A 26,136-nucleotide genomic window follows, 5' to 3' on the forward strand; every position below is an offset into this window, starting at 1 on the left:
GTAGGCGAAACGCTTGGGTCTAGGGCGATGAACAAGTACACTACGGCGGTCAAATATCATGAGAATTACGTATGTCGAACTCCCAAGCATGGCAGCCTTCTGCTTCTATTACTCAGCTCAAACAGCGTGCACGCATCATTGCCCAGATCCGTGATTTTTTCGCCCAGCGTGAGGTGATGGAGGTCGATACACCAGCGATGAGCCATGCCACCGTCACCGACATCCATCTGCATACGTTTGATACTGAGTTTGTCGGTCCCGAGTACACCAATGGACAAACTCTGTACCTGATGACCAGCCCAGAGTTTCACATGAAACGTCTGCTTGCCGCGGGCAGTGGGTGTATCTATCAGATCAATAAAGCGTTTCGTAACGAAGAAAACGGCCGCTACCACAACCCGGAATTCACCATGCTCGAGTGGTATCGAGTCGGCTTTGACCACCATGCCTTGATGAATGAGATGGATGAGCTGTTGCAGCAAGTGTTAAACAGTGCGCCAGCCGAGCGCATGACCTATCAGCAAGCTTTTCTCTCTGTTCTTGGGGTATGCCCACTCGAAGCCTCAATGGATGAGCTAAAACAGGTCGCCGTCACCTTGGGTCTTGCTGATATTGCACTGCCAGAGCAAGACCGTGACACCTTGCTCCAGCTGCTGTTTAGCGTCGGTGTTGAGGTCAAGATTGGCCAAAACGCGCCAGCCTTTGTCTACGACTTCCCAGCCAGCCAAGCCGCCCTGGCAAAAATTAATCCAGCCGATCCGCGGGTTGCCGATAGGTTCGAGGTGTACTTTAAAGGTATCGAGCTCGCCAATGGCTTCCACGAACTCGACAACCCGCAAGAGCAATTGACCCGCTTTGAACAAGACAACCAAAAACGACTTGAAATGGGCCTCAAACCCCAACCCATCGATCACCACCTGATCGCCGCTCTCGAAGCCGGTCTACCCAAGTGCGCGGGCGTCGCGCTTGGAATCGACAGGCTTATTATGTTGGCGCTTGGGTGTAGTCATATTGACGAGGTTACAGCGTTTGCTTTTCCAAGGGCGTGAAGCAGAATCGAGAGTCGAGATCGTTTCACTGCGAGTACGCTGCGCTCGAGGGGTGTAATACTTGACAGCAGTGGCAGAGGTTGAGAGGTTTTCTCGCCTCTCGCCTCTCGCCTCTCGCCTCTCGCCTCTCGCCTCTCGCCTCTCGCCTCTCGCCTCTCGCCTCTCGCCTCTACCCTAAGTGTCCAAGCACATTGATGTTCTTGTCCTCTGGGATCTCGTTGTAAGACAGAACAATCAAACCCTTAGCAAAGGTGCGTGCGTAGCGGGATAGGAGGGGGCGTAGTTGTGGTGCAACCAATAGAACCGGTTTGAAACCGTTTTGTTTTAGTTGCTCGCGGATGTTGGGCATGTTTTGTTGTAGCTGCGCGAGTAGGTTTGGCTCTACTGGGAAGCTGTCTAAGGCGACACTGCCAGCTTGTTGGGCTTTGTTTAGGGCGGTCATTAGCATCTTTTCCAGATTATCGCTGAGGGTAAAGATATTAAAGTCATTGCCCGTACCAACCAGGTGGTTGGTGAGCGTGCGTTTGAGGCCGCAGCGGATATCTGAGGCGATAAGGATCGCATCTTTGGTCACTTCACTGCTTTCTAGCATGATTGAAGAGATGTTGAGAGTGTCCTTGACTGGGACTTGATCCGCCAGTAGTTGGCGATAGATACGCATCTGTTGCTGGTGGGTCAGCTGCGTTGCTAGGCTTTCTGCCAGTTTTGGCGAGTGCTGGGCAAGACGCTCCATCACGCGCTCGACATCATCGTGATTAAACAGCTCTGCGGTGTGCTCTTTGATGATTTTACTCAGGTGAGTGGCAATCACCGTCGCGCCATCGACAACCGAATAACCTAGGTTTAGTGCCTGCGGCTTATTGTTGGGCTCAATCCATACTGCATCAAGCTGATACGCTGGGTCTTTTGCGAGTACACCATCTAGTTGACCATAGACTTCACCGGTTGCCAACGCCATCAAGCGCTCAGGGTCAATCTCGCCCTTGGCGAGGGTCTCACCATACAGCGAGATGGTGTATTGAGTTGGCTTAAGCTTAAGGTTATCGCGAATAGCGATCTCTGGGATCAAGAAACCTGCTTGTTCTGTAATGGTCTTGCGCACGCCGCGTACACGCAACGCGAGTGGCTCACCTTGGTTTTTATCCACTAGGTTCACCAGGCGATAGCCAAGCTCAAGCGAGAGTGGATGAACATGTGGGACATCTTGCCAGTCAAGCGTGGGTGCCTCGTCTTGAGCCACGGCCTCAGCCACGGCCTCGGCTTGCTCAAGGGGCTCAGGGTCGAGGTGTTTGCGACCCTGTTTCCACGCCGCGAAGGCGAGCAGAGCGGCAAAGCTGAAGAAGGCCAAATGTGGCATGCCCGGTACGATACCGATAATAAGCATGATGCCACTGGCTGTCGCGAGTGTTACTGGAGAAGCCAGCATCTGCTTTTGCACATCATCCGATAGCTCACCGGAGTCACTGACTCGGGTCACAATGATGGCAGCGGCAACCGCAAGCAGCAGTGAAGGTATTTGTGCGACCAAGCCGTCACCAATAGTGAGCAGGGCAAAGCGTTGGAAGGCTTCACTTGCGGCGAGGTCATGCTGAACCATACCTATGGTTACACCACCGAGAATGTTGATGATCAGGATCAGCATCCCGGCAATCGCATCACCACGAACAAACTTCGAGGCACCATCCATCGAGCCATAGAAGTCCGCCTCACGCGCGATCTCACGGCGACGCTCTTTGGCCTGGTTCTGGTCGATGATACCGGCGTTTAGGTCGGCATCAATCGCCATCTGTTTGCCGGGTAGCGAGTCAAGGGTAAAGCGCGCAGAGACCTCGGAGATACGCTCACCACCTTTGGTGATCACCACAAAGTTGATAATCATCAAGATGATAAACACTACGATACCGACAAAGTAGTTACCGCCAATTACCACATTACCAAACGCTTGAATCACCTTACCAGCGGCATCGCCCCCGTTGTGACCCTCGAGTAACACCACGCGCGTCGAGGCGACGTTGAGCGTGAGGCGCATCAGGGTGGCGATAAGCAAGATGGTCGGGAAGACACTGAACTCAAGTGGTCGCTGACTGGAGACCGCGACCAAAAGCACGATCACCGACAGTACGATATTAAAGATAAATAGCGCATCAAGTAGTACTGGTGGCAACGGAAGGATCACCATTGCCAACACGGTTAGCAGTAGGATCGGGATGCCAAAGTAACTATTTTTAATCGCTGGAAATATTAAATTTAGTCTTTCTTTCATAGGAATATCTACTCGATATGGCGATTGTGTAAGTGGTCAGGGTTAATTCAATGGGTTAATCGTGGCGCAGCGCTTTAGGAATAACCAATGGCGGTAACGGCGTTGGTTTTCGCGAGCGATCTTGTCGGTACTCTTTCAGTTGCATCACGTAGGTCAGTACATGGGCAATAGCGACAAACAGTGGACCTGGCACCTCTTGGTCGACGCGGGTATTAAAGTACACTGCTCGGGTCAATGGTGGCAGGTTGAGGATCTCGACATCATGTTGCCTTGCCACCGCTTGGATGCGCAGCGCCATCTCATCCTCACCCTTGGCGACGACAAACGGAGCACCGGCGCGCGATAGGTCATACTTGATTGCCACGGCGTAGTGGGTCGGGTTGGTGATCACCACATCCGCCGTTGGCACCGAATTATCGATTCGACGACGCGACATCTGTTGCTGCAACTGTTTGATCTTCTGCTTAATCTCAGGGCTACCTTCAGCGTTTTTATGCTCTTCTTTGACCTCTTGCTTGGTCATCTTTAGCTGCTTGGTGTGATTCCATAGCTGATAGGGCATATCGATAAGGCCAATCAGAAGCACGACAAAACCGAAATAGATCAGAGCTTTGATCAGGTGGCCCAAGGTGGTACTGATCCCTTGCTCAAGCGGGGCACGCTGCGCGGCGATCAGATTGGCCAGATTACTGCTCAGTAGCCAATACAGCACGCCGCCGATAAAGACAACCTTGAGTATCGACTTGGCGAGCTCGACCAAGGACTTGATCGAAAACAGGCGTTTAAATCCCTCAATCGGGCTGATTTTGCTTAGCTTTGGCTTGATAAGCTTAAGTGACATCACCCAGCCGCCTGGGATCATTGAGCTTAAAATTGTCACCAATATCAGCACCGCTGCCATAGGGATAAACAAACCACCTAGCAGCAAGACACTCTCAGTTAATTTGCGCGTCATGATGTCTGGCTGGCGCAGCTCCTGAAACGAGAGCTGGTAGTTAATCGTAAACAGCTTCTGTGCCTGCTGGCCGAGATAGTGACCATATGCCCAAAGAAATAGGGCGATAGCAATAAACAAAACCCCAACGACAAACTCTTTCGAGCGCGCCGCCTGACCTTCCTGTTTGGCTTTGCGCAGTTTCTGGGGACTGGGTTTCTCGCTTTTGTCTTGACTGCTTTGATTTTCAGCCATGGCTAGCTACCTCCCATTTGGCGCATTTGTTCAAGAATGTCGTGCGCCAGCTCAGCATAGATGCTTGGCAGCCCCGACAGGGAGAGCAACACGGCACACAGGCCGAGCATCATCGACATCGGAAAGCCAAGGGCAAAGACGTTCAGCGATGGTGCGGCACGGTTCATCACACCGAAGGTCAAGTTAACCGTCAGCATGGCGGCGATAGTCGGTAAGGCGATCGATACAGCGGCGACCATCATCCAGCCAAACAAGCCAATGAAGTAAGTGAGTGACAATTCACTGATACCCGCGCCGACCGGGAAGCGCTCAAAGCTTTGAATGACCACATCAAGCGCGACTAAATGGCCATCAAGAGACAGGAACATCAAGGTGGTGAACATCAAAAAGTAGTTACCCAGCAGGGCAACGGAGATGCCATTGGCAGGGTCATTCATCATTGCCATACCAAGGCCCATCTGCATCGACATGATCTGACCGACCATCGCCATGGCAGCAAACAGAAAATGCAGAGTCAGGCCGAGCAGCGCGCCGATAGCCACCTGCTCTAGGGCGATGGCAACGGCCTGAATAGAAATAGGGTCAACCTCGGGCATCGCGGGCAATAGTGGCCCTGCAACGGCGGCGATCACCAGAGCGAGAAGAATGCGAATTCTGGGGCTGATATAGCCATCACCGTAGAAGGGCATGGTGATGAATGCGGCGGACAAGCGAAAAAAGGGCCACCATACCTGACCGAGCAGCGCCGTGATTTCAGCAAAACTAACCGCGTACATTCGACCTAACTTACGATGGTTGGGATGGTGTAAAACAGATCGGTAAAAAAGGTGCTGATATTGCGCAGCAGCCAGCCCCCGGCAAAGATCAACATCAACAGTGTGGTGAGCAGACGAGGTAAGAAGCTCATCGTTTGCTCATTGATTTGGGTGGTGGCCTGGAAAATCGCCACCACCAAACCCACCAATAGACTCGGCCCAATCAATACCACCACCATAGTAATGATCATAAAAATGGCATCGGCGTAGAGGTTAGCGATTGCTGGGTTCATGGCTAGAGCCCTCCAAAGCTGGCGCTCAGGCTGCCAACCGTCATCGCCCAGCCATCCACCATCACAAACACCATCAGCTTGAATGGTAAGGAGATGATCAAAGGGGAAAGCATCATCATACCCATGGCCATCAGCACACTGGCAACCACGATATCGATGATTAAAAACGGAATAAACAGCATAAAGCCAATCTGAAACGCGGTCTTGAGCTCACTGATCACAAAGGCTGGCATCAGTACGGCGAAGCTGATTTCCTCTGGTGCCATATTCAGTGGTTCGTTGGCGATACGCAGCATCTGCTCAAGGGCGGTCTCATAGGTCTGGCTGAGCATGAATTGGCGAACTGGCTGCTCAGCGACAGAAAACGCCTGCTGCAGGGTGATCTCACCGGCCTCGTAGGGCTGATACGCGTCTTCGTAAATAGGAGTCCAAACTGGCTTCATCACCAGCATAGTCATGGTTAACGCAATACCAATCAAAATACGGTTCGGCGGACTCTGCTGCAGGCCGAGCGCTTGACGCAGGATCGCTAGAACAATAATGATGCGCGTGAAACTAGTCATCATCAGCAGCATGGCGGGCAGGAAGGAGAGGGCGGTCATCAAGACTAAGATCTGAACCTTGACCGAGTACTCTTCACTGCTGTCACCGTCGTTAACGGTGATAAATGGAATGCCTTGATCAGCAAAGGCCAGGGTTGAAAACAGCCCCAGCCCGGTGATCAATAGCAGCCCAATAATGAGCTGCTTGGATAATTGCTTAGAGCGAAACTTCATTCAGAGCATCTTCTGCGATATTGGTTAGGCGCAGGCCATACTTATCGTTGATGACGACCACCTCGGCGTGACCAAGCAGGTGACCATTGACCTTCACATCCAGTGGCTCACCGTTAAGCTTGTCGAGCTCGATCACTGAGTTAGGTCCTACTTGCATCAGTTCACCAAGAGAGATAGAGGTGCTGGCGACTTCGAGGGTGACGGATACCGGGATCTGGCGGAAGAAGCTCAGCTCGCGCGGTGCCGTTGTCGGCGCCTCAGCCGCTGCGACAGGGTTTGGCTCAGAAAATAGGTCACCGACATTGGAGTCGAAGTTCAAATCATCTTCAAGTGATAGGTTTAGCTCAGTCATAATCAAAAATTCTCTGCTGGATTAAGGTGGTCCGTGATCTGCAAGACCAAATGGTTGTTTTGCTCGGAAACGCGTGCACGATACAGCTTTTGCGCTCCAGCACTTACTTCAACAATTTCTTGGATATCGGAGGTGATGATGTCGCCAACTTTCAACTGCGTCACTTGCTCAAGCGACATCGTCTGCTGAGCCAGCACAGCATTCAACTGCACCGGGATCTTGCAAAGCTGTTTATGACGTCGGTCGGCAAGCTCTTGTGGGTCTAACTCGACTGTGTTGCTGGCTTGGCCCAGTGCGATAAGGAGCTCATCATCCATCTGCAGGCTAAGCTTGCCAACGACTTCGCCGACGGTAAGCTCAAAGTGAGCGTTGAGACAGCAGCTGCTCAGTGGCGCAGTGTGTGTATTCTCGCGCCATGAGGTATCGAGTTGCTGCAAGATAACTTTCGCTAAGCGCGCTTGGACTCGTTGCTCACTAGCATTGAGCAGCAGTAACCCTTCAGACTCTTGTGCGGGTGTGTTAAAGCATGGCGTACCACCATAGAACGCATCTGCTAGACGAGTGAGCAAGGCGGGGCTCACCTCAAGCATGCAGTCTCCACCATGCCTTTCATGAGTAAAATGAACCGGCGCTTGGTAAGACACCTCAGTCGTACGCATTTCTAGGCCAAGATGACATAAGCGTACTCGACAATCGTTACGTTTAGTCATGGCATTGAGCGTCACAGTCAGCGCTTTTTCGGCACGGCTAATCTTTGGTGTAAGATTATTTTTAGCAATATTTAATGGTCGACCCAAAGTGATTGGATCGATATTAAATGCATCGTTATCACTGGTGACCGGACTGGTGTGCTGGTTAGTAGTATTGCTCTTCATATGGCATCTGAAATAGTTGGAATAATGACAATTTACAGGCGCTATATACCTAGAAACTTATTGAGCATTATATAAGCGCGTTACTTTGCAGACATTAAGCCTTATATGGCATGAAATTAATATGTGTTTTTTAAGCATAGTGAACCAAGATCTCAGTTTTGACTTTTTAGGCGGAAATATTTAATTTTTATGTAATGTGTGAATTGCGTCATGCAGAGTGAATTTTGTAATAATTACATAAAATACAGCATCTTAATGTAAAGGCGCGGTGTATTTAACTTGTTTGAAAGGTGTTATTTACTTAAAGTTAACATTGTCAGCAAAGTGAAAAATACACGCAACTGTAACCGTGTATTAATATTTCTGATCAATAAGTAGGCGAATGTGATCTTTACCCAATCGCTAAAAATAAGTCACTCAATTGTGGTGGTATTTATTATTTACAGAAAATAGCATATTCAAGATTTTATTATTCTAGTTCAAATTGTTATTTAAATTTCTTTCCTGATTCCGCATTGCATTTAGTCGTTGCTCATGGCGTGAGAGTGTCGCTTGAGCCGTTTAACATCTAGGCTGCATCAGTTGCAAGGGATTCAGATTTTATTGTGTGGCTTAAGGAGTAGAGATGGATTTCACTAAATTACTTGTCATTGGTGTCATATTGATACCAGGCCAACTGCTTGCCCAAACGATGCAAAAGCCGCTTGATCTGATTGAATGGCGCTACAGTGGCGATAGCTTCCACTGTCAGATGGAAACTGCGCTTAAATTCGATGGTCAGGCGCGCATCTTGGTTCGCTCAGGTCAATCACCGGTGTTTACGCTTGAGACCTTCCAAAGACCTGTGGCGGTTGAATCGGCTTGGCTGAGTATCAACAAGCAGGTTTGGCGTATCGAAAAGTCGGTTGATCGATGGCTTGATGGTGATGTCACTGGTGACTATGGGTTGAGTTTCTATGATGAGACGGCAATCAAGTCACTGCTCAATCAGATGGAGCAGGGGGCATGGGTTCAAGTCTCTGCGCGTGATGAGCACACTGGCAATGCCGTTCACTGGGATATTCCAGCGGTCAATTTCACGGCTGGCCTGCAAGACATGAAACGCTGTATGGCTGAGCTGCTACCAATGGACTTTGCCGGAGCGCAAGACAACCAGTTCCATTTTGCCACCAACCAAGTAGAGCTGGCTGAGCAAGATATTCAAACGCTAAAAGATTTGGCGACCTACATAAATTACGATAGCTCTTTATCGCACATTCTTATTGATGGCCATACGGATAACGAGGGTCACTCTCTGAGTAATCTCGACCTATCACGTCAGCGCGCGGTTCAAGTGAGAAATCAGCTGATTAACCATGGCGTAGACGGCAACAAGATCCAGCTGCGAGCACATGGCCAACGTTACCCTATGGTACCGAACATCAACGAGTCGAATCGCAAAAAAAATCGTCGCGTGCAAGTCCGCTTGGTGCAAGGAGGCAACTCGTGAGCTTTTCTTCTCGACCCGAGGTAATTTTTGCTCATGCCTGCGCCCAGCAATCAGCGGCAGCAGGCAGAGAATTAGCACAAGCAGGCTATGGGTTCCACTGGGTTGAGTCTGGATTTGATGCGCTTATTAGATTGAGCGCCGCGCCAGATTCAATCTTGATTGTATCGTCAGAGCTGAGTGATATGTCACTGCTTGAGGTTATCGAGCGCTCGAAAAACCTTGCCCCTCTTTCAACCACCATCGCGATTGTTGATTACGTACATAATCAGTTGGCCAGTGAGGCGATGCGCCTCGGTGCGTCTGATTATCTGCTGCAGCCGTATCAGCCACAGCAGCTCACCGATTTGGTCCAGCGTGTCTCGACGGTGCGTCAATCTTCTTCTCAGTTGGTGGCGATCAGCTGGCGCAGCCAACAGGTCTTACAGCTTGCTCATCGCGCTGCGCAAACCGATGCCACCGTGTTGATCACCGGTGAATCGGGGACCGGTAAAGAGGTCCTAGCTCAGTATGTTCATCGTCACTCGTTTCGTCGTGAGGGGCCTTTTGTAGCGATCAACTGCGCGGCTATCCCAGAATCTATGCTAGAGGCTGTGTTATTCGGTCATGTCAAAGGGGCCTTTACTGGCGCCACCTCCGCGCAGGCAGGTAAATTTGAAGAGGCCAATGGCGGTACCTTGCTGCTCGATGAGATTGGTGAAATGCCACTCGCGGTGCAAGCAAAGCTGCTGCGTGTCTTGCAAGAGCGTCAAGTCGAGCGCTTGGGTAGCCACAAAGCGATCGATTTGGATATTCGTATTATTGCGGCAACTAACGTCGACTTGCAGCGCGCTGTGAGTGAGCGACAGTTCCGCCAAGATCTCTACTATCGGCTCGATGTGCTGCCACTTCAGTGGCCACCGCTGCGAGAGCGCAAAGAAGACATCTTGCCACTGGCGGAGCACTTTATTGCCAAGTACAACCGAGGTTGTACAGAAACCTGCCGCTTAACGGCAGAGGCGCAGCAGGCACTGCTCGGCTATGACTGGGTCGGTAATATTCGTGAGCTTGAAAACACCATTCAACGCGCCTTGGTGATGCGCCACAGCACCTGGATCACTCCCCAGGATTTGATGCTGCAAAACCTTGCTGGCATTCAGCCTCAAGCAGCAGTGACCCAAGCCCCACCTGTGGCGGTCCAAGAACGACTTAAGTCAACCAAAAAGCAGGCAGAAAACCAATACATACTCGATACCCTGGCCAGGTTTGATGGACGCAGAAATCTCACTGCTGAAGCGCTTGGTATCACCACCCGCGCGCTGAGATACAAACTTGCGGCGATGCGTGAGCAGGGAATTGATGTCGACGCCGTCCGCCAGTATGCCCATAGCGCGGCTTAACTAAGAGAGTAATTTGATGTCAATGCAACACTCCACAATGCACAACAGCATGATCAATACCATGGACGCGATGCGTGAACGAGCGCAACGCGGGGTCGAGATCCAAGCCAATGCGCATACCGCACAGCAAGATAATTTTCAGACCGCGATTCAACAAGCCGTGCGTCGAGTCGATCACCATCAGCAACATGCCAGTCAAATGACGGCCGATGTGGACGCTGGTCGTTCGGATGATTTGGTGGGGGCAATGGTAGCAAGCCAGAAGGCGAGCTTATCGTTTCAAGCCCTTACCCAAGTAAGAAACAAAGTACTGTCTGCCTACGATGACGTACTGAGAATGCCACTTTAGTGAGGGTTAAATGAGCACAACAGCAATAGAGAGCCAGTCTAGCAGCAGCGAGTCTGCGCGCTGGAAGCAGTGGCAGGAAAAGGCAATGACTGCGATTAAAGAGAAGAATAAGGCGGCGATCATTACCGCGATCGCGGCCTTGATTACCCTCTTTCTTGTGGTCGTGCTCTGGACTCAGTCAAGCCCATACCGGGCCTTGTATGGCGAGTCAGAGCGATACGATAGCGCAGAGATCTTAGAGGTATTGACCCAAGCCAAGATCGCGCACCAGATCGACAGTCAGACTGGGCAAATTTTAGTTCCTGAGAATAAGCTCGCTGATGCGCGAATCACTCTGGCGGCGCATGGGGTTAAGGCTCAACTGCCAGCTGGCCTTGAGATCTTGGACAAGGCGACCGGGCTTGGCACCAGCCAATTTATCGAAAACGCCCGCTACCGCCAAGGGCTTGAGGGTGAGCTGGCGCGCACCATGCTGGCAATCAGCGCGGTCAATAATGCGCGTGTTCACCTCGCCATCCCGAACCGCACCTTGTTTGTCGGTATCAACGACGAGAAGCCATCGGCGGCGGTGATGGTTGAACTGCTTCCTGGACGCTCACTTGAGCAACAGCAAGTCGAAGCGATCGTTAACCTGGTTAGCGGCAGCATCACCGGCATGCCTATCGAGGGTGTGTCTGTGGTCGACCAGCACGGCAACTTACTCAGCGCTGACATTGGCAATGGCTCTAACTCACGCCTGAGCGTGCAATACCATGAGTTGCAGCAGCGCACAGAGCGCGACATCGTCCACCGTGCCACCGATATGCTGGCGCCGCTACTTGGCGAGGGTAACTTCCGTGTTCAGGTTTCGGCGACACTCAATTTTGATCAAGTTGAAGAAACCGAAGAGTCGATCGAGGGTGACCCAGTTCTGCGCTCTGAGTTTAGTAAACAAGACAACTCTCAAGGCCAGCTAGCGCTGGGTATCCCGGGCGCGCTGAGTAATCAAGCTCCAATGGCGGATGCAGATGGGCAGGCTAATGAATCGCGCAACGAGCGTGCAGAAAGTTCGCGCCAATACGACTTTGGCCGCAAGGTGCGTCATACCCGCATCGCGCAAGGTGGGGTAGAGCATCTATCGGTCTCGGTGCTGATCAACGATGCCGTCAATGAACAAGGCTGGCAGCAGGCTGAACTTGAGCAGATCGCTCAGATGGTGAAAGACTCTGTTGGCTATATCGATGAGCGTGGCGATCAATTTAGCCTCCACGCGTTTAATTTTGCAAGGAGCCCAGAGGTGGTAACAGTCTCCGTGCCTTGGTGGCACCAACAACAAAACCTAACCTTGATCCAATATGGCCTATACGCCCTGCTGGTGTTGAGCTTCTATTTCTTTGTATTGCGCCCACTGATTAAGGCATTGACGCAATCCTCTGTCCCGGTTGAGCGAGAGGTAATTGTTCGCCGCGCCGCTCCAGTCCCGGCTTCAGAGAGCAGCAATATCAGTTCATCACCAATTGACGGCGGCCAAGATCTCGCCGATGCATTGATTGATTCAATTCAAGCGGGTGGTGGCCTTGGCGATGACGGTTCATCAAGTGATGGCACGGATATCTACGACCTGCCACCAATCGGGTCCAACCTTGAAGTTCAGGTTGAGCATTTACAAAAACTAACTAACGCGGAATCAGAGCGCGTTGCGGATGTTGTGAAGAAGTGGGTGAGTTCCAATGAGTCTTAGTAATCTGTCTTTGCCGGATGATGTGTTTCTTGATCCGATTGAACAAGCGGCAATTTTATTGCTGTCTATGGGTGAGGACGCTGCTGCCAAGGTAATGGCACATATGTCCCGTGATGAACTGCTGAAGGTGAGCCATGCGATGGCTCTCCAACCAGCGATCCGCAGCATCGAAGCGCAGTTCGTTCTGCAAGGCTTTTTTGATGAATTTCGCGCCCAGTCTGGTATCAGCGGCGCGTCACGTACCTTCTTACAGCGCACGCTAGACAAGGCACTTGGCGGTCGCCTAGCGCGCAACCTACTCGATAGTATCTATGGTGATGAAGTGCGCACAGTGATGCAGCGCCTGCAGTGGGTACAACCAAGCCAATTGGCGCAGTTCCTTAGTCATGAGCATATTCAGATGCGTGCGCTGTTTATCGCGTTCTTGCCACCCAATATCGCCTCTGAAGTGATGGAAGAGTATGACGAGCAGACGCAGCATAATCTCTTGTATCGTATCGCCAACCTCAGTGAGGTCACGCGCGATGTGGCCGATGAGCTGCAAGAGCTGGTTGAGCGCTGCATCGAATACTTGGCTGACAACGCCAACTCGATTGTTGAGGGTGAGCAGCAGGCAGCGGATATCATCAACCGCTATCAAGGTGACCCAGCAACCCTAATGAGCGCGCTGCAAGAGCAAGACCAAGAGCTGGCAGAGCGCTTGAAGAGTAAGATGTACGAGTTCAGTATTCTCACTCGTCAGACTGAGGCGGTGCGCACGCGTATCGTTGAATCGATCCCTGTTGAAACCTTGGCTCTTGCGCTTAAGGGGGCAGATAGCCAGACACGTAAGTCGATTCTATCCATCTTGCCTAAGCGAATGCGTCAGTCATTTGAGACTGAGATGGCCTCGATGGGTAAGGTTTCCCTCAATCAGGTCAAGCGTGCGCGTGATGAGATCATGGAGTACGTCCGTGAGCTTAACGAAGCGGGCGAGATTGATCTGTTGTTGTACCAAGACAAGACAGTGGAGTAGCTATGTTTAGACGCAACACTATTATGCGCCTTGCGCCGCATCAGTATCGCAGCTTTCGTTTTCCACCGATTGTTGACCCATCACAACTCGCCCAAACCACGACGCCACAGGTACCGGTGGAAGATGAGTTTGGTCTAGGAGAGTTTGGTTTTGATGAGTTTAACTCAGTGGCCTCCTTTACCGATGAGCCAATGCTCGAGTCCTCACCCGAGCCAAGTATCAATGAGCCCGCGGCGGAGGATATTCAGCAGCAATACAGCCAAGGCTTTCAACTTGGTATGACCAAAGGTTATGACGAAGGGGTGAAAGAGGGCATTGAAAAAGGCCAAGCGCAAGGGTTTGAGCAAGGACTGACTGCCGGTCAGCAGCAAGGAGTTGAGCAGGGCATGGCAGAGGGTAAGAAAGCCTTTCTTAAAGCGGCGAGCCCCTTTGAATCAATGACGCAAAAGCTTGAGCAGCTATTTGTTGAGCAAGAGCGCCGTCAGCGTGAGCAGGTGTGCGAGCTGGTACAAAAGGTCGCGCAGCAAGTGATCCGCTGTGAGCTGGCTCTTCAGCCACAGCAGATCTTGGCACTAGTGGAAGAGACCTTAGAGACGCTGCCAAGCGAGCCCGAGGGCATCAAAGTGATGATGGCTCAAGAGGAGTTTGCCCAGATCCAACAGGTCGCAGGTGAGAAGATCAAGCAGTGGAATATCGTCTGTGACCCAGATTTGCGTCAAGGCGATTGCCGAATCATCACCAAGACCGCCGAGGCGGATGCTGGCTGTGAGCAGCGACTAGAGACCTGTATGCAGGCGGTGCAAAAGCACTTGCTTGAAGAGCCTGCTTTAGAGCCAAGCCTATGAGCAATGCGATAGACCAGCGACTGCAAGAGGCGATGGACTCGATCCATACCATACCAGTGGCCAAGGTCACTGGTCGTTTGGTTAAGGTGACCGGGCTGATGTTGGAAGCTGTCGGCTGTCGTTTGCTTACCGGTCAGCGCTGTTGGGTTGAAACTGGCAGTGGTGAGCGGATTGAGGCGCAAACTGTCGGCTTTAGTCACGATGTCGCCTACTTGATGCCAATCCGAGCGGCAAGCGGATTGTTCTCCGGCGCACGTGTCTGGCCGGTTGAAGGCGAATGCTCGCTATCGATCAGTAATAACTGGTTTGGTCGCGTGGTGAATGGCCTTGGTGAGCCTATCGATGGCTTGGGTGAGCTTGGTCATGGTGAGCGGATTAGCCTGCAGGGACAGAGCGTTAACCCGATGCAACGTAAACCCATCACTGAGCCCCTGGATGTTGGCGTGCGCGCCATCAACACCATGCTGACCATGGGTAAAGGGCAGCGCTTGGGGCTATTTGCCGGCAGTGGTGTGGGTAAGAGTGTCCTTTTGGGCATGATCACCCGCCAAACTCAGGCCGACGTAGTGGTGGTTGGACTGATTGGTGAGCGTGGCCGTGAGGTCAAAGAGTTTATCGATCATGCTCTTGGACCTGAAGGGCTGAAAAAGGCGATAGTGATTGCCTCACCCGCGGATGAATCTCCCCTAATGCGCCTGCGTGCCTCTAAGCTTTGTCATCGCGTTGCTGAGCACTATCGCGACCAGGGCAAGGATGTGCTGCTTTTGATGGACTCACTCACGCGCTTTGCAATGGCGCAGCGTGAGATCGGCTTGGCGCTTGGCGAGCCACCGGCAACCAAGGGCTACCCACCTTCCGTGTTCAGTATGCTACCTCAGCTGGTCGAACGCGCCGGTAATAGCCATCATCCACAAGGCAGTATGAGTGCCATCTACACCGTCCTGACTGAGGGCGATGATCAACAAGACCCGATTGCCGACAGTGCGCGGGCCATTCTTGATGGCCATATCGTGCTCAGTCGCCAACTAGCGGAGTCAGGCCACTACCCAGCGATCGATATTGCTCAATCGATTTCTCGCACCATGCCTCAGGTGGTGGATAAAACGCAGGTGGCGGACGTGATGCAGTTTAAGCACCTATATAGCCGCTATCAGGAAGTCAAAGAGCTGATCCCACTCGGTGGTTATCAGCCAGGTAATGATGAGGTGATGGATACCGCGGTACGCGTCTACCCATCTCTGATGAACTTCCTTCAACAAGGTCAGGATGAATCCTCGCCGTTTGACCCATCACTACAACAACTTACCCAACTGATTGGAGAGATAAGCCATGGCAGCTAGACCAGGACTGGAGCGCTTTCGTGATATCCACCAAGACCGTTTAGAAAAGTTAGGCCAACAACTGCAGCAGCAGCGCAGCCAAAGCGAGCGCTACGCCCACAATGCCCAGCAGCTGCAAACCATCTATGACGAATGCCAAGTCAGTGGCGGTGAGAGCGCCTTCGCCTGGCACAACCGTCACCAACTGCGTGGTAATCTGCAACACCTAGAGAAACTCCAACAGCAACACCTAGCCCTAGCCGAGGCCGAACAGCGCCGCCTACAGCACACTCTCATGCAGCAAAACGTCAAGGTCAAAAGCCTAGATACCGTGCTCGATAAACGCAAAAAAGCCGCTCAACTAAGAGTGTCGAAGGCTGAACAGAAGTTGAATGACGAGATTGGGGCGCAGCGTTATTTCCATCAGAAAAGATAGAGTCGAGAGGCGAGATCGTTTCACTGCGAGTACGCTTCGCTCGAGGTGAAGTAGTACTTAACAGTCGTGACCAAAGTTGGAGAGTTTTCTCGTTTCTCGCAATGAAGTTATCTTGCTATTCGATAAAGGTTTGAGGGACGAATCTGGCTCTGCCGGATGGGAGACGAGGAGTGTCCACGAGCGATGGACACCTCGATTCTCGCCTCTCGCAGTGAAACGGCCTCGCCTCTGCCTAAACCTATTCAGGCGCGTAAGTCTGGACCGAAGCAGGTTGCGTCAGTTCCGTGAGGATGCTTTGTTGCATAGTGAGCAGTTTGCCGTTGCGCTCGTTTTGTACTTGGCACTCATTGACCAGGCGGTGCAGCTTGTTCCAGCTGGCTTGCAGTGGCTCGGCAACATGGCTCGGCAGCGCGGCGATAAGTCGCTTCACACCCGTAGCATCGGCAGAGACACCGATTTGCTCTAACATCTTGCTGCGCTCCTCGGCGCGGCCAGTGAGCTTGGCGAGGAACTGCTGCTGCTTGCCTGCGGCGGCTTCTAGGCGCTGCGACTCACGCTTTGTCATCCATTCATGCTGACTGCGCATCACCTTGAGCAGAGTTTGGTAGTCTTTTACATCGGCTTGCACGCCCTGGATAAAGGCTTTAATGATGGCCGTCTTACTCATTTACTCACCTTGGTGGGTAGTGAAGATCGCTGCGGCCAACTCATCCAAGTCGACGGAGAATTGCCCTTGCTGTAGCTCAGCACGCACTTGATTCACGCGCTCAAGATCCACCTCAGGTAAGCTACGCAATTCTTGCTGCAGAGATTCAAGCTCTCGCGCTTGTTTGCTGACCGTCGCCAGCTTAGTTACTTGACTCGATGCCACGCTATCGGCCTCTTTTGCTTGTGGTGCATCCTGGCTAGCGCTGCGGGTCGTGATCAGCGCTGGGTTACTATTGGAACTAATATTAATCATCTGCTCTGTCTCTGGTTGAATAGGCTCACTGAAAACAAACGACCGAGGCGGTGGTTTTCTTTAGTAAAAGCTAAAAAAGAGTGCGAACTTTTCCGCTTTCCATCACCACGGCCTGGATCACACGCCCTGAACTGCTGTTTCGTACCCGAATTTGCTGGTCTAGGTAGCCATTCTCGAGCGCTGTGCCTGTCATACTGGCGGAGAAGCGATCGCTGCCGGCATGAATCACCACCTGCTCACCTCGGGCAATCACGAACGGCGCACTGATCCGAGCTCGTGTGATCACCTGACCTTGGCGGATCTGACGCTGCGCGCGCAGTCCCACCATCTGCTCAGGACTCGCGACAAAATCGCGATTGTGGCTCGCGAGCGGCTCGCGACGTAGCTCAAGATCATCGAGTTGAACCAAGGCATCTTTGGCGATAGTACGCTGGGCATAAGTGACATTGACTAAGGCATCGGCCTGCGCCTGCGCTTGAATTGACCAACTGCCTTGCTCGGGGCAGGTGACTCGATAGCGCAGCCGACCTGCCGGGTGGAGGCGCTTATCGCGACGCTCAAGCACTAGGGGATCATCACAGGTGAGGCGATGACTCCCCGGAGGCAGGCTTATGTCAATTTTTGGCTCGCTTAAGCGCCAGCCATAGGTTTGGTCGGCCTGAGTCATTGCCTGTTGGATATCGCTGTTAATCGCTTGTGCAATCACAACGTTATCGGTGCTGTCGACCTTGGTTTGAGCCAGTGCCGCGGGCAAGCACTGGCAGAGCGTTAGGCCAATAGCGATAAAAGCGAGTTTGAAATTCATATTGCTAGTTCCTGTCCAAGCACCTGATTAGGTGCCTGTTTCCTCTTCCGATTGTACTTCCTACTGGGCGGAAGTATTGCTTCCCTTTATTGAGTTGTGTGTGTTTTTATTCAGCAAAAACAGTAACTTAAAACATGGCACGTATCTTGTTATGTCTAGTGCCTAACTCAGTAATTGTTGGCAAGGATACTCAATGACAATCAGTTTTGATAGTGCACTTGGCATTCATCCGCATGCTTTAAATCTGCGCGCAGAGCGCTCAACAGTCATCGCGGGTAATTTGGCCAATGTCGATACCCCGGGATACAAGGCGCGGGATTTTGATTTTCAATCGGCGCTGAGTGAGGTCGAGCATCGCAGTCGTTCTGGACAGCGCATCGATGCAGCTGCGACACCACTGCAGTATCGCAACCCATACAACAATGCGATTGACGGCAACACCGTCGAGCTCGGTGTAGAGCAAGCGGCGTTTGCCCAGAATGCGATGGACTTTGAAACCAGCTTGACCTTTCTCAACATGAAATTTAAAGGGCTGTCGACAGCCATAACAGGACAGTAATCGTATGTCATTCGGAGATATTTATCAGATTGCAGGCTCAGCGATGACGGCGCAGACCACACGTCTCAACACCATCGCCAGTAATCTTGCTAACGCTAATACTGCCTCAAGCAGCGCAGCTGAGACCTACCGTGCGAAAAAGCCGGTATTTGCTACTGTGTATCAGCAGCATCAAACCTCACTGATGAGCCAAGACGACGCCTTTAAGGGCGCACGTGTTCAAGTCTTGGATGTGGTCAGCACCGATGCGGACGCCGACAAGCGCTACGAGCCAGGCAACCCAATTGCTGATGCTGATGGCTATGTCTACTACCCACATGTGGACGTGGTGCATGAAATGGCGGACATGATGTCAGCCTCACGCAGTTTTGAAACCAGTGTCGACGTCCTCAGTCGCACGCGCAGTATGCAGCAAGGGCTGCTGAAACTCGGCCAGTAAGGAATCGCTATGCTTGCAGCAATGTCAGACAGCCCAAACACCAACTCGGGCAGCAACGATGGTCAGATCGCAAATAATGGCGGTCAGGACAATACCTTCCTGACTCTAATGATCGCCCAGATTCAAAACCAAACCCCGCTTGACCCACTGGATACCACTCAGTTTATGACCCAGTTGGCACAGATGACCCAGGTCGAGACCATGCAGTACATGAACTCAACCGTGACCAATCAGATGGTGCTGCTGGATAACATCCAGGTACTGACCACCGCAGGCATGGTCGGCCAGGAAGTGCGTGTTGAGACGGACGAGATTGAATTTGATGGCTCGAAACACAATGGCGTGATTGATCTTACCAGCGCCGTCGACGACCTGAAAATCGAGATCCGCGATGAGGCGGGTCAAGTGGTCGAGACGATTGAGCTTGGCGGTCACAAAGAGGGTGAGGTGGCGTTTGTCCTAGACCCGAGAGCCATGGGTTTGGCCGATGGCCATTATGAGATCTCGGCGGTGACCAATGATGACGACTACACCCCAGCCATCATGATTGAGGGTGTGATCGATAAGATGCGTATTCCACCAGGTGGAGGCTCACCAGAGTTCTTGATCTCTGGCCTTGGCTACGTGCCGTTCTTCCAAGTGACCCAGTACGGTGACATGGACCCAAGTGATGACACGCCAAGTGTCTCGCCATTGATGAATCGTTTTGCTCGCCGGTAGTTCAACCCAGCAGCTAGTTGTAATGCTAATTAACCCAATTTAGGACCAATTCAAATGAGCTTTAATATTGCAATGAGTGGCTTGAACTCCACTTCACAAGAACTTAACACCATCAGTAACAACATTGCCAACGTCTCAACCGTAGGTTTTAAGTCCTCACGTGCTGAGTTTGCTGCGGTAATGAACGGCGGCATGGGCGGCGGTGTTGAGATGTCAGCGGTGTCGCAAAGTTTTAATGGTGCCAATATGGTGATGACAGGTCGTACTACTGACCTTGCGATTGGTGGCAGTGGCTTCTTTGTGATGGAAGGCCCTGATGGTAGCACGACCTATACACGTGCGGGTATGTTCCATCAAGACAAAGACAACGTTATCGTCGATAACGCCGGTAACCGCCTGCAAGGCTACAACGTCGATAGCAACGGCAACATCATAACGGGCTCAGTGACTGACCTACAAGTTAAGACTGGCTCAATACCAGCAGAAGCAACGGGTAACGTTGACTTTACTGCCAACCTAGATGCTGGCGCGTCAGTGGTCGATAGCGAGGAGTTCCCATTCGACCCCGAAGATAGCGATAGCTACAACTCATCTTACACCACGACAGTTTACGACTCGCAGGGTAACGAGCACACCATGACTCAATACTTTGTTAAGACCGATGAAAACGAGTGGGAGGTGCATTACACCATGAATGGTGAAGCACTTGGTCAGACGACCACCATGGAGTTTGACAGCGAGGGTAACCTAACCGCGCCTGCAGGCGGCGTGACCATCAACTACGACCCAGCTAACGGTGCATCAGCGATGCAGTTTGATATCGCGATGAGTGGCACGACTCAGTATGGTAGTGATTTTGCTGTCTCAGCCAATCGCTCAGATGGTCATACTTCGGGTGAGCTCACGGGCATCATGATTAATGAAGATGGCTACCTATTTGCCAATTACAGCAACGGTGAGCAAATGCTTCAAGGCCAAGTTGTATTGGCGGACTTCCCGAACAGTGGTGGTCTGGTGCAGGTCAGTAACACGGGCTGGAGCGCAACCCAAGCTTCTGGCCAGCCATTGGTTGGAGCGCCGGGTACCGGCACACTAGGCTCCCTAAATGCAGGTTATTTAGAAGAGTCGAACGTTGATCTGACTGGTGAGCTGGTTGGCCTAATGACGGCGCAGCGTAACTATCAAGCCAATGCTCAGTCGTTGTCTACTCAGCAGCAGCTTACTCAAGTGCTGTTCAACCTATAAGTGATTCGTCATGGATAAGATGATTTACACCGCAGCAAGCGGCGCTGCGCGCACCTTCACCGCGCAGCAAGTGGCCAGCAATAACCTGGCCAATATAAATACCCACGGCTTTCGTGCAGATATGGAGCGCGCGCACTCTTACGCGGTAAAAGGCGCAGCGTACGACACACGAGCGCTAGTGCAGCCACAAACCAGCGGCACGCGCTTTGACGCCGCTGAGCTGCAGCAAACTGCGCGTGACCTTGATTTGGCAATTCGCGGCAATGGTTTTTTTGCGGTGCAAACGCCAGCGGGCGATGAGGTCTACACCCGTGCAGGTAACGTTGAGCGTAACGCCGAAGGCGATCTGTCGGTCAACAATCTGCCCCTGCTTGGAGAAGGTGGAGAGGTGCTGAATGTGCCTCTGTACAGCTCAATCGAGTTTGGCACTAACGGTGCGATCAACATTGTCCCTGAAGGGGAAGCCATCGCGATTGAGGTTGGTCAGGTCAAACTGGTTAACCCAGATACACGCGATCTGCAAAAGCTTGAGACCGGTCTGTTTGGCAGCGAAGAGCCGTTTGCCAATGCCGCAGAAGGTGAAGTGACGATGGTCTCTGGTTTTCTTGAGCAGAGCAACGTCGTCGCCGTTGAGGAGATGGTGACCTCAATGCAGCTGAGTCGTAACTTTGAAATGCAATTAAAAATGATGCAAACCGCTGAAAAAGCAGCGGAAGCAGGCAACAGAATTATCCGCGGGTAGAGGAATTAATCATGAACGCAGCACTATGGATCAGTAAAACCGGCCTCGCGGCACAAGACGCCAAGATGGCGACGATTTCGAACAACCTAGCTAACGTGAACACCGTTGGTTATAAACGCGACCGCGTCGCATTTGAAGACTTGTTCTACCAAATTCAGCGTCAGCCAGGCGCGATGGTTGATGAAGTAAACGAACTACCAAGCGGTATTCAGCTTGGCTCAGGTGTGCGTGTGGTGGGGACGCAGAAAGTCTTCACCGAGGGCATGTACCAAACCACTAACCAAAGTCTAGATGTGGCGATTGATGGTCAGGGTTTCTTTGAGCTAGAAACGGCTGATGGCGATCTGGCTTACACCCGTAACGGTCAGTTCCACCTCAACTCAGAGGGCATGTTGGTCAACGCACAAGGCCTGCCTCTAGCACAAGGTATCCAGGTCCCTGACGATGCAGAAACTATCACCATCGGTAGCGATGGCACGGTATCAGCGAAAGTGGCTAACAATGATTTCCCGCAGGATATCGGTCAGATCACCCTGGCGAACTTTATCAACCCAGCCGGTCTTGAGGCTCTTGGTGGCAATATGTACCGCCAAACAGCATCGAGCGGTGATGCAATTGATGGTATTGCCGGTGAGGGCGCATTTGGTCAGCTGAAGCAGGGCGTCCTTGAGGGATCGAATGTTCAGGTGGTTGAAGAGATGGTGGATATGATCACTACTCAGCGCGGCTACGAGATGAACGCGAAAGCATTGTCGTCTTCGGATGAGATGCTGCAGTACGTTAACCAAGTTCTATAAACAGTAGGAAGGGCAGTACGTATGCTGAGATGGCTAGCCTTGCTTTGTAGTGTCGTAACCCTAATGGGTTGCGCCTCAAGCACTCCACCACTAATTGATGATCGCCCGTCACCCGACGACGATGTCTACGCGCCGCCAGCTCTGGACTATTCACTGCCAGATGCAGAGGCTGGGTCGGTGTATCGCGATGATTACATTTGGACCCTGTTCCAAGATCGCCGCGCCTATCGCGTGGGCGATATCCTAACCGTGTCGCTTGATGAGGACACTCGCTCAAGTAAGCAGGCCAATACCAACTTTGGTAAGAGCTCGTCGGTTGGTATGTCCGGTGGCTATGATAACGGCAGCAGCTCTGGTGGTGTCTCTGGTAACCTCGGTGGCGATCGTGATTTTAAAGGTGGCTCGGCCAGCTCTCAGCGAAACTCACTGAGTGGTTCAATCACTGTGATGGTGCATGAGGTATTGCCCAATGGCGTGCTGCGCATCAAGGGGGAGAAGTGGCTGCGCCTAAACCAGGGTGATGAGTTTATTCGCCTCAATGGTCTAGTGCGGGTTGATGACATCAACAACGGCAATGAGATCTCCTCTCAGCGTGTTGGTGATGCGCGGATCACCTACTCACAAAGCGGTGTGTTGGCGGATGCCAACGAAGCAGGTTGGCTGACCAAGCTGTTTGTTAATCCACTGTTCCCATTCTAAGAGGTCACTATGACGGACAAATTTTTTGTGCTGGTAGGTCTACTGATGGTCTCGATTGCGATCGCGTTGCCGACCGAGGCGGCAGGCAATCCTTCTTTTTCTGCTAGCGAGCGTCACCTGATTGACCTTGTGGATATTCAAGGCCTGCGTGATAACCAGTTGGTGGGTTACGGTCTGGTAGTGGGCCTAGATGGCACGGGTGATCGTAACCAAGTCAAGTTCACTAGCCAGTCAGTGACTAACATGTTGCGCCAGTTTGGCCTGCAATTGGATGACAATATTGACCCGAAGCTGCGTAACGTCGCGGCGGTCAGTGTACACGCCTCTATTCCACCGATGGGCGGCAAAGGTCAAACCATCGATGTCACCGTTTCCTCAATTGGTGATGCCAAGAGCTTGCGCGGCGGCTCACTGCTGATGACCCCGCTGCGTGCTATTGATGGCCAGGTTTATGCCGTGGCACAAGGCAATCTTGTGGTTGGCGGTATCAAGGCAGAAGGTCGTACTGGCTCAAGCATTACGGTTAACGTGCCGACCAGTGGTCGTATCCCGTCAGGCGCGATTATCGAGCGCGAGATCCCATCCGATTTCGTCTCGAAGCCATTGGTGACGCTAAACCTGCTGCAGCCGAACTTTACCACCGCGCGCAATATCTCTCGCACCATTGATGAGACGTTTGGTCCGGATACCGCAATGGCGGTGAGCCATGCACGTATTGAACTGCAAGCACCGGAAGACCTAGAGCAACGCGTGGTGTTTATGTCGATGCTGGAAGAGATGACGGTTGATATTGGCCGCCAGCGTGCCCGCGTGGTCTTCAATACTCGTACTGGCACCGTGGTGGTTGGTCAAGGCGTACAGATCGGCCGAGCTGCGGTCAGCCATGGCAACCTAACCGTCACCATTGGTGAGTCGTTTAATGTCAGTCAGCCAAATGCCTTTGCCGGTGGTAACACTGTGGTGGTGCCGGAAACCGACATCGATATTGCCCAAGAGCGTAATCCAATGTTTATCTGGCCAGAGGGCGTTGAGCTGGAAACCATTGTCAATGCAGTCAACAGCTTAGGCGCGTCACCGGATGATGTGATGGCCATCCTTCAAGCGCTCAACACCGCAGGGGCACTCAATGCCGAGCTGGTAGTGATCTAGGAGCGAAGGATGAGTATTACCGTGATGCCGATTAACCCAATGACGATTCAAGCCATGCCTGGGCGCTCTTCTAGCATCAGCAGCAACACTGCGCTAGGTGGTGTTAATGCTTTCGACAGTCGTAACCTTAATCAACTTAAGGTAGCCGATGAGCAGCAGGCCTTAGAAGGTGTGGCCGAGCAGTTCGAGTCGATGTTTCTACAGATGGTGCTCAAACAGATGCGCCAGGCCAACGAGGCACTCAATGACAACGAAAATAACCCGTTGTTTAACAGTCGCGAGCTGAAAACCTATCAAGAGTTTTTTGACGGTCAACTGTCGATGGAGATGGCCAAAGGCAGCATTGGCCTTGCAGAATCTATCGTTGCACAGCTCTCGCGTGAGGATAGCAATCAAGTGGCGAATTTGACGCCCGATCCATTTAAGGAAACCGACGATTCGGTCGCTTTATATTCTCAACAGCAACCGACGGTTGCCCCTTCACACAGTTCACGCGCATTTCAGCAGCCTTTACTGCTGGTGAACGACAAGGAGACTGAATTATGAGTTTGATGAACATTGGTCTTTCTGGCGTCAGCGCCAGTCAGATTGGGATGAATGTCACGGCGCAGAACGTAGCCAATATCAATACCCCAGGCTACAGCCGCCAGTTGGTGCAGCTTGGTGCCGTCGGACCTAACAGTATGGGCGAGGCGGGTAATGGCGTGAGCGTCAACAGCATCCGTCGCATCACTGACCAGTATCAGACTAACCAACTGTTTCGCGCCAGCTCGATGCTGGGCGCAGCATCGACTTCCGCGCAGCAGCTTGAGCGCTTGGAGAACTTATTATCAGCCGATTCGATGGACATCGATCAGGGCTTTAACAGCTTTTTCTCTGCCTTGAATGGTTCGAGTGTTTCACCCTATGGCTCGGCCCATCGCATGCAAATCATCAGTGAGGCGGAAGCACTTGCCAGTCGCTTTAACCAATTGAGTGGTTCACTCGATGGTCAGTATGCGGATCTTAACCAGCAGCGTGAATCGGCAGTGGCGCAGGCGAATAGCCTATTGACTAACATCGGTAAGCTTAATGAGGAGATCCGCAAGGGTGAAGTCAGCGGCGTTAATACCTCAGCACTGCAAGATGAGCGTGATGTATTGCTCACTGAGTTATCTGAGATTGTCGATGTACGCATCACCGATGCAGGCGATGGCACCATCGACCTAGCACTGCCCAATGGACAGCCTCTAATGAGTGGGAATCAAACGGCTCAGTTTGGCCTGATCACCGACCCAGATAATCCACAAAGTAAGATGCTAACTCTGGGCTTTAATGGCCAAGAATTCCCAGTTGGCTCAGATATTGGTGGCAAGCTGGGCGCACTGGATGACTATGAGCATGACGTGCTCAAGCCTGCGATGGATGTGATCAATGATATTGCGCTTGAGTTTGCCACTGCATTTAACAACCAGCTAGCGGAAGGTTTCGATCCCGAAGGCAACGAAGGTAAGCCCTTGTTTGTCTTTGATCCTGAAAACCCTGCATCGACCTTATCTATCGACCCAGACTTCAAGCCTGAGGACTTGGCTCTATCATCCGATGGCACACCTGGTGATAACGGTAACTTGCTGAAATTGATTGAAATCCAAGATAAAGAGTTTGAGATTGGTCACCTAGGTAGTCAAACCTTGAGCGGCGCATACTCATCATTGGTGGGTGATGTGGCGGTGAAATCACGTCAGGCTAAGTCTGACTACCAGGCTGCAGGCAATATTTATGTCCAGGCGACGGTGGAAAAGTCGGGCACCAGTGGCGTCAATATGGACGAAGAAGCGGTTAACTTGATGAAATACCAGCAGGCCTATCAAGCCAACCTGCAGGTGATCAGCACCGCCAATCAAACCTTCTCTGCTGTAATGCAGCTGTTTTACTAAGGA

At 52.0% G+C, this 26,136-nt stretch carries 29 protein-coding genes; 19 read left to right on the top strand and 10 right to left on the bottom strand.

Annotation, left to right across the window (positions count from 1 at the left end; genetic code table 11):
• The first annotated feature begins 71 nt into the window (after positions 1-71).
• A complete protein-coding gene (epmA, locus tag ACZ5R2_RS02645) occupies positions 72-1,049 on the top strand; it encodes an elongation factor P--(R)-beta-lysine ligase (RefSeq protein ID WP_464900914.1) in 978 nt (325 codons plus the stop codon).
• Between the two features lie 169 nt (positions 1,050-1,218).
• Here epmA and flhA read toward each other — a convergent pair whose 3' ends face one another.
• The 7 genes from flhA to ACZ5R2_RS02680 are packed head-to-tail and all read right to left on the bottom strand — an operon-like array spanning position 1,219 to position 7,552.
• Positions 1,219-3,312, bottom strand: coding sequence for a flagellar biosynthesis protein FlhA (gene flhA, locus ACZ5R2_RS02650; RefSeq protein ID WP_464900915.1), 2,094 nt, complete (start codon positions 3,310-3,312; stop codon positions 1,219-1,221).
• 55 nt (positions 3,313-3,367) lie between these two features.
• Positions 3,368-4,501 (bottom strand): flagellar biosynthesis protein FlhB, encoded by a 1,134-nt coding sequence (gene flhB / locus ACZ5R2_RS02655; protein WP_464900916.1) that lies wholly within the window; start codon positions 4,499-4,501, stop codon positions 3,368-3,370.
• Positions 4,502-4,503: 2 nt separating this feature from the next.
• A complete protein-coding gene (gene fliR / locus ACZ5R2_RS02660; protein ID WP_464900917.1) occupies positions 4,504-5,277 on the bottom strand; it encodes a flagellar biosynthetic protein FliR in 774 nt (257 codons plus the stop codon).
• A 5-nt stretch (positions 5,278-5,282) separates the two neighbouring features.
• Positions 5,283-5,549, bottom strand: a complete 267-nt coding sequence (locus tag ACZ5R2_RS02665) for a flagellar biosynthetic protein FliQ (protein ID WP_438459732.1) — start codon at positions 5,547-5,549, stop codon at positions 5,283-5,285.
• A 2-nt stretch (positions 5,550-5,551) separates the two neighbouring features.
• A complete protein-coding gene (fliP, locus tag ACZ5R2_RS02670) occupies positions 5,552-6,325 on the bottom strand; it encodes a flagellar type III secretion system pore protein FliP (protein WP_464900918.1) in 774 nt (257 codons plus the stop codon).
• Positions 6,309-6,677 carry a flagellar motor switch protein FliN gene (gene fliN / locus ACZ5R2_RS02675; protein ID WP_464900919.1) on the bottom strand — a complete coding sequence of 123 codons (369 nt, stop codon included), beginning with the start codon at positions 6,675-6,677 and terminating at the stop codon, positions 6,309-6,311. Before fliN ends, fliP begins: the two co-directional genes overlap by 17 nt.
• Before the next feature lie 2 nt (positions 6,678-6,679).
• Positions 6,680-7,552, bottom strand: a complete 873-nt coding sequence (locus ACZ5R2_RS02680; protein WP_464900920.1) for a FliM/FliN family flagellar motor switch protein — start codon at positions 7,550-7,552, stop codon at positions 6,680-6,682.
• Positions 7,553-8,177: 625 nt separating this feature from the next.
• Here ACZ5R2_RS02680 and ACZ5R2_RS02685 point away from each other — a divergent pair.
• Genes ACZ5R2_RS02685 through ACZ5R2_RS02720 form a run of 8 tightly spaced genes read left to right on the top strand, consistent with a single transcriptional unit; the run spans position 8,178 to position 16,101 of the window.
• A complete protein-coding gene (locus ACZ5R2_RS02685) occupies positions 8,178-9,041 on the top strand; it encodes a MotY family protein (protein WP_464900921.1) in 864 nt (287 codons plus the stop codon).
• 23 nt (positions 9,042-9,064) lie between these two features.
• A complete protein-coding gene (locus tag ACZ5R2_RS02690) occupies positions 9,065-10,417 on the top strand; it encodes a sigma-54-dependent transcriptional regulator (protein ID WP_464902290.1) in 1,353 nt (450 codons plus the stop codon).
• A gap of 16 nt (positions 10,418-10,433) precedes the next feature.
• Positions 10,434-10,766 (top strand): flagellar hook-basal body complex protein FliE, encoded by a 333-nt coding sequence (fliE, locus tag ACZ5R2_RS02695; protein WP_464900922.1) that lies wholly within the window; start codon positions 10,434-10,436, stop codon positions 10,764-10,766.
• Between the two features lie 10 nt (positions 10,767-10,776).
• Entirely contained in the window at positions 10,777-12,486 is a 1,710-nt protein-coding gene (gene fliF / locus ACZ5R2_RS02700; protein ID WP_464900923.1) for a flagellar basal-body MS-ring/collar protein FliF, read from the top strand.
• Positions 12,476-13,501: a FliG C-terminal domain-containing protein gene (locus ACZ5R2_RS02705; RefSeq protein ID WP_464900924.1), complete on the top strand. Its 1,026-nt coding sequence runs from the start codon at positions 12,476-12,478 to the stop codon at positions 13,499-13,501. Before fliF ends, ACZ5R2_RS02705 begins: the two co-directional genes overlap by 11 nt.
• Positions 13,502-13,503: 2 nt before the next feature.
• A complete protein-coding gene (gene fliH / locus ACZ5R2_RS02710; protein WP_464900925.1) occupies positions 13,504-14,346 on the top strand; it encodes a flagellar assembly protein FliH in 843 nt (280 codons plus the stop codon).
• The gene (gene fliI, locus ACZ5R2_RS02715) at positions 14,343-15,686 is read left to right on the top strand and encodes a flagellar protein export ATPase FliI (protein ID WP_464900926.1); all 1,344 of its coding nucleotides are present in this window, start codon (positions 14,343-14,345) and stop codon (positions 15,684-15,686) included. The genes fliH and fliI overlap by 4 nt, the downstream gene beginning before the upstream one ends.
• Positions 15,676-16,101: a flagellar export protein FliJ gene (locus ACZ5R2_RS02720; protein ID WP_438459742.1), complete on the top strand. Its 426-nt coding sequence runs from the start codon at positions 15,676-15,678 to the stop codon at positions 16,099-16,101. Before fliI ends, ACZ5R2_RS02720 begins: the two co-directional genes overlap by 11 nt.
• A 238-nt stretch (positions 16,102-16,339) precedes the next feature.
• On the opposite strand, the gene ACZ5R2_RS02725 is transcribed toward ACZ5R2_RS02720, so the two are convergent.
• The 3 genes from ACZ5R2_RS02725 to flgA form a co-directional block, all read right to left on the bottom strand.
• Positions 16,340-16,768, bottom strand: coding sequence for a flagellar protein FlgN (locus ACZ5R2_RS02725; protein WP_464900927.1), 429 nt, complete (start codon positions 16,766-16,768; stop codon positions 16,340-16,342).
• A complete protein-coding gene (gene flgM / locus ACZ5R2_RS02730) occupies positions 16,769-17,062 on the bottom strand; it encodes a flagellar biosynthesis anti-sigma factor FlgM (protein ID WP_438459744.1) in 294 nt (97 codons plus the stop codon).
• Positions 17,063-17,132: 70 nt separating this feature from the next.
• Positions 17,133-17,867 (bottom strand): flagellar basal body P-ring formation chaperone FlgA, encoded by a 735-nt coding sequence (gene flgA, locus ACZ5R2_RS02735; protein ID WP_464900928.1) that lies wholly within the window; start codon positions 17,865-17,867, stop codon positions 17,133-17,135.
• A 193-nt stretch (positions 17,868-18,060) separates the two neighbouring features.
• On the opposite strand from flgA, the gene flgB reads away from it, so the two are divergent.
• The 10 genes from flgB to flgK are packed head-to-tail and all read left to right on the top strand — an operon-like array spanning position 18,061 to position 26,133.
• Entirely contained in the window at positions 18,061-18,426 is a 366-nt protein-coding gene (flgB, locus tag ACZ5R2_RS02740) for a flagellar basal body rod protein FlgB (protein WP_464900929.1), read from the top strand.
• 4 nt (positions 18,427-18,430) lie between these two features.
• Positions 18,431-18,865 (top strand): flagellar basal body rod protein FlgC, encoded by a 435-nt coding sequence (gene flgC / locus ACZ5R2_RS02745; RefSeq protein ID WP_438459747.1) that lies wholly within the window; start codon positions 18,431-18,433, stop codon positions 18,863-18,865.
• 9 nt (positions 18,866-18,874) lie between these two features.
• A complete protein-coding gene (locus ACZ5R2_RS02750; protein ID WP_464900930.1) occupies positions 18,875-19,585 on the top strand; it encodes a flagellar hook capping FlgD N-terminal domain-containing protein in 711 nt (236 codons plus the stop codon).
• A 54-nt stretch (positions 19,586-19,639) separates the two neighbouring features.
• On the top strand, positions 19,640-20,830 hold the full coding sequence (gene flgE, locus ACZ5R2_RS02755) for a flagellar hook protein FlgE (protein WP_464900931.1): 1,191 nt from the start codon (positions 19,640-19,642) through the stop codon (positions 20,828-20,830).
• Positions 20,831-20,840: 10 nt separating this feature from the next.
• Complete coding sequence (locus ACZ5R2_RS02760; RefSeq protein WP_464900932.1) at positions 20,841-21,572, top strand: flagellar basal body rod protein FlgF; 732 nt, start codon at positions 20,841-20,843, stop codon at positions 21,570-21,572.
• 11 nt (positions 21,573-21,583) lie between these two features.
• Entirely contained in the window at positions 21,584-22,369 is a 786-nt protein-coding gene (gene flgG, locus ACZ5R2_RS02765) for a flagellar basal-body rod protein FlgG (RefSeq protein ID WP_464900933.1), read from the top strand.
• A gap of 21 nt (positions 22,370-22,390) precedes the next feature.
• Entirely contained in the window at positions 22,391-23,068 is a 678-nt protein-coding gene (gene flgH, locus ACZ5R2_RS02770) for a flagellar basal body L-ring protein FlgH (protein WP_464900934.1), read from the top strand.
• Positions 23,069-23,113: 45 nt separating this feature from the next.
• Complete coding sequence (locus tag ACZ5R2_RS02775) at positions 23,114-24,217, top strand: flagellar basal body P-ring protein FlgI (protein WP_464902291.1); 1,104 nt, start codon at positions 23,114-23,116, stop codon at positions 24,215-24,217.
• A gap of 9 nt (positions 24,218-24,226) precedes the next feature.
• A complete protein-coding gene (locus tag ACZ5R2_RS02780; protein WP_464900935.1) occupies positions 24,227-24,763 on the top strand; it encodes a rod-binding protein in 537 nt (178 codons plus the stop codon).
• Positions 24,760-26,133 (top strand): flagellar hook-associated protein FlgK, encoded by a 1,374-nt coding sequence (flgK, locus tag ACZ5R2_RS02785; RefSeq protein ID WP_464900936.1) that lies wholly within the window; start codon positions 24,760-24,762, stop codon positions 26,131-26,133. Before ACZ5R2_RS02780 ends, flgK begins: the two co-directional genes overlap by 4 nt.
• Positions 26,134-26,136: the final 3 nt, after the last annotated feature.

It is taken from the genome of Vibrio sabulosilitoris (assembly GCF_055391395.1).